This window comes from Sphingopyxis sp. (assembly GCF_051861155.1).
Classification (GTDB): Bacteria; Pseudomonadota; Alphaproteobacteria; order Sphingomonadales; family Sphingomonadaceae; genus Sphingopyxis.
In genome coordinates this window covers 1-2707 of sequence record NZ_JBHYDE010000015.1, presented here as the reverse complement: position 1 = coordinate 2707, position 2707 = coordinate 1, and the positions used below count along the sequence as shown (strand labels likewise).

Genomic DNA, 2707 nt, shown 5'->3' with positions numbered 1-2707 from the left:
TGCGAGACAATTTTGGCGTGCCGCCACCCCCCGGACACGCGTCGCATGACCGATTTGTCAGCCTTGCTTCCGCCTTTCATGGCCCGTGTTTCTGGTGGTGGCGCGTTGTCGGGTCTTGAGCGCTTGTCTGGCGGTGCGAACATGGAGAGCTGGGCGTTTGAGTGGGCTGGCGGGGCCTATGTTTTGCGGCGTGCGCCGTCGGCGGCGTATATGGCGGATCGTCCGTTCGGGCATGCCGACGAGGCGGCGCTGGTGATGGCGGCGCAGGCTGCGGGGGTGAAGGCGCCCGAGGTTGTGGGCGTGCTGGCGGATGCCGACGGCATGGGCACGGGTTATGTGATGCGGCGGGTGATGGCCGAGGTGTCGCCGGCGAAGATATTGGCCGATCCGCCGCGCTCGCTGCTCGCCGACCTCGGCCGCGAGCTGGCGCGGATCCATGCGATCCCGGGCGATGCGATCCCGGCGGCGATCCCGCTGATGGACACGCGCGCGGCGCTGGCCGAACTTCGGTCGCGCTTTCTGTCGTACGGCGGCGACCGGCCGGTGATCGCGCTGGCGATCAAATGGTGCGAGGATCATCTGCCTGCGCCTGCCGATCCGGTGCTGGTGCATGGCGATTACCGGATGGGCAATGTGATGGTCGATGAAGACGGCCTGGCCGCAGTGCTCGACTGGGAGCTGGCGCACCGCGGCGACGCGCATGAGGATCTGGCGTTCGGGTGCATGACGGTGTGGCGCTTTGGCCGGATCGACCGGCCGGCGTTCGGGGTCGGCAGCCTCGCGGATTATTTTGCGGCCTATGAGGCGGCGGGCGGAGTGAGGGTCGACCGCGACCGGTTCCGCTTCTGGCTGGTCTACCGGACGCTCTGGTGGGCGCTGGGCTGTTTGCAGATGGGGCAGGCGTGGCGGAGCGGCGCCGATCCGACGGTCGAGCGCGTCGTCATCGGGCGGCGGACCGCCGAGCAGGAGCTCGACCTGCTGCTGCTGCTCGAAGCCGAGGCGCCCGAGGTCGAGCGGGGACGCGCCTTGCCGCCGTCGCCGGACGCCGCACCGGCACCGACCGGCGAGCCGACCCATAGCGAGATCGTGCAGGCGGTGCGCGACTGGATCGAAGGGTCGATCAAACCGCGGGCGGAGGGTCACGCCAAGTTCGAGGCGGTGGTCGCGATGAACGCGCTCGGCATCGTCCTGCGCGATCTATCGGCCGATGTGCGCGCCGAGGATGCGGCGCTGGCAGAGGCTTTGCTGTCGGGAACCACGAGCCTTGCCGAGCCGGGCCTGCTGGCAAGGCTGCGCCGCGCGGTGCTCGACAAATGCGCGATCGACAGCCCCAAATATGCCGCGCTCGCGGCGGCCCGCGCCGACTGGCGCGGATAGACGGAACAGGGAGAGAGACATGGACTTTGCGATAGAGCCTGCGCTTCAGGCGTACCTCGACGAGCTCGATGCGTTTATCGAAGCCGAGATCAAACCGCTCGAGCTGGCGGATGACAATATCCGCTTCTTCGACCATCGGCGCGAGCATGCGCGCACCGACTGGGACAATCAGGGGCTGCCGCGCGAAGAGTGGGAGGCGTTACTGAAGCAGGCCACCCGCAAGGCCGATGCGGCGGGCCACTGGCGCTTCTCGGCGCCGAAGAAGTACGGCGGCCAGGACGGCAGCAATCTGTGGATGGCGGTGATCCGCGAGCATTTTGCGGCGAAGGGGCTGGGGCTCCACAACGACCTCCAGAACGAGCACAGCATCGTCGGCAACTTCCCGTTCGTCGAGATGTTCGAGCAGTTTGCGACGAGCGATGCGCAGAAGCAGGAGTTTATCCTCGGCGGGTTCGAGGGGCGGCGGCGCACCGCGTTCGGGCTGACCGAGCCCGATCATGGATCGGATGCGACGCATATGGAGACGCGCGCGGTTCGCGAGACGCGGGACGGCGTCGACGGCTGGCGGATCGACGGGCGCAAGATGTGGATCACCGGCATGCACAGCGCGACGCACTGCGCGACCTTCTGCCGCACCAGCGGGAATGACGGCGATGCGAAGGGGATCACCTGTCTGCTCGTGCCGACGGGCACCCCGGGCATGACCGTCGACGAATATCTGTGGACGTTCAACATGCCGACCGACCATCCGCGCATGACGTTCACCGACGTGTGGGTGCCCGACGATGCGCGGCTCGGGCCCGAGGGCGGCGGCTTGTCGATCGCGCAAAGCTTCGTCCACCAGAACCGCATCCGGCAGGCAGCCAGCTCGCTCGGCGCCGCGGTGTTCTGCATCGAGGAGTCCGTCAAATATGCGCGCCAGCGCAAGCCGTTCGGCGAGGCGCTGGCGAAGAACCAAGCAATCCAGTTCCCGCTCGTCGAACTCGCGACGCAGGCCGAAATGCTGCGGCTGCTGATCCGCAAGACCGCGTGGGACATGGACAACACCGAGCACAAGGACATCGAACACACGCTCTCCGACAAGGTCAGCATGTGCAACTACTGGGCGAACCGCCTCGTCTGCGAAGCCGCCGACCGCGCGATGCAGGTCCATGGCGGCATCGGCTACTCACGCCACAAGCCGTTCGAGCATATCTATCGCCATCATCGGCGGTATCGCATCACCGAAGGCGCCGAAGAAATACAGATGCGAAAGGTCGCAGCTTATCTGTTCGGATATATGGGGCCGAAGCGCGAAACGATCGGGAAACTGTGAACCGGCCGCGCACGC

At 66.8% G+C, this 2707-nt stretch carries 2 protein-coding genes; both read left to right on the top strand.

The genetic code is table 11. From position 1 onward, the window contains the following. Positions 1 to 45 precede the first annotated feature (45 nt). Positions 46 to 1377 (top strand): phosphotransferase, encoded by a 1332-nt coding sequence (locus tag ACTIFP_RS17645; RefSeq protein WP_439569983.1) that lies wholly within the window; start codon positions 46 to 48, stop codon positions 1375 to 1377. A gap of 19 nt (positions 1378 to 1396) precedes the next feature. Beyond that, the gene (locus tag ACTIFP_RS17640; RefSeq protein WP_439569982.1) at positions 1397 to 2692 is read left to right on the top strand and encodes an acyl-CoA dehydrogenase family protein; all 1296 of its coding nucleotides are present in this window, start codon (positions 1397 to 1399) and stop codon (positions 2690 to 2692) included. The last annotated feature ends 15 nt before the right edge of the window (positions 2693 to 2707 follow it).

What these genes read in the sequence shown, in the direction of transcription:
- ACTIFP_RS17645 (WP_439569983.1), top strand. Translation starts at nt 46, where the DNA reads ATGACCGATTTGTCAGCCTTGCTTCCGCCTTTCATGGCCCGTGTTTCT.
- ACTIFP_RS17640 (WP_439569982.1), top strand. Translation starts at nt 1,397, where the DNA reads ATGGACTTTGCGATAGAGCCTGCGCTTCAGGCGTACCTCGACGAGCTC.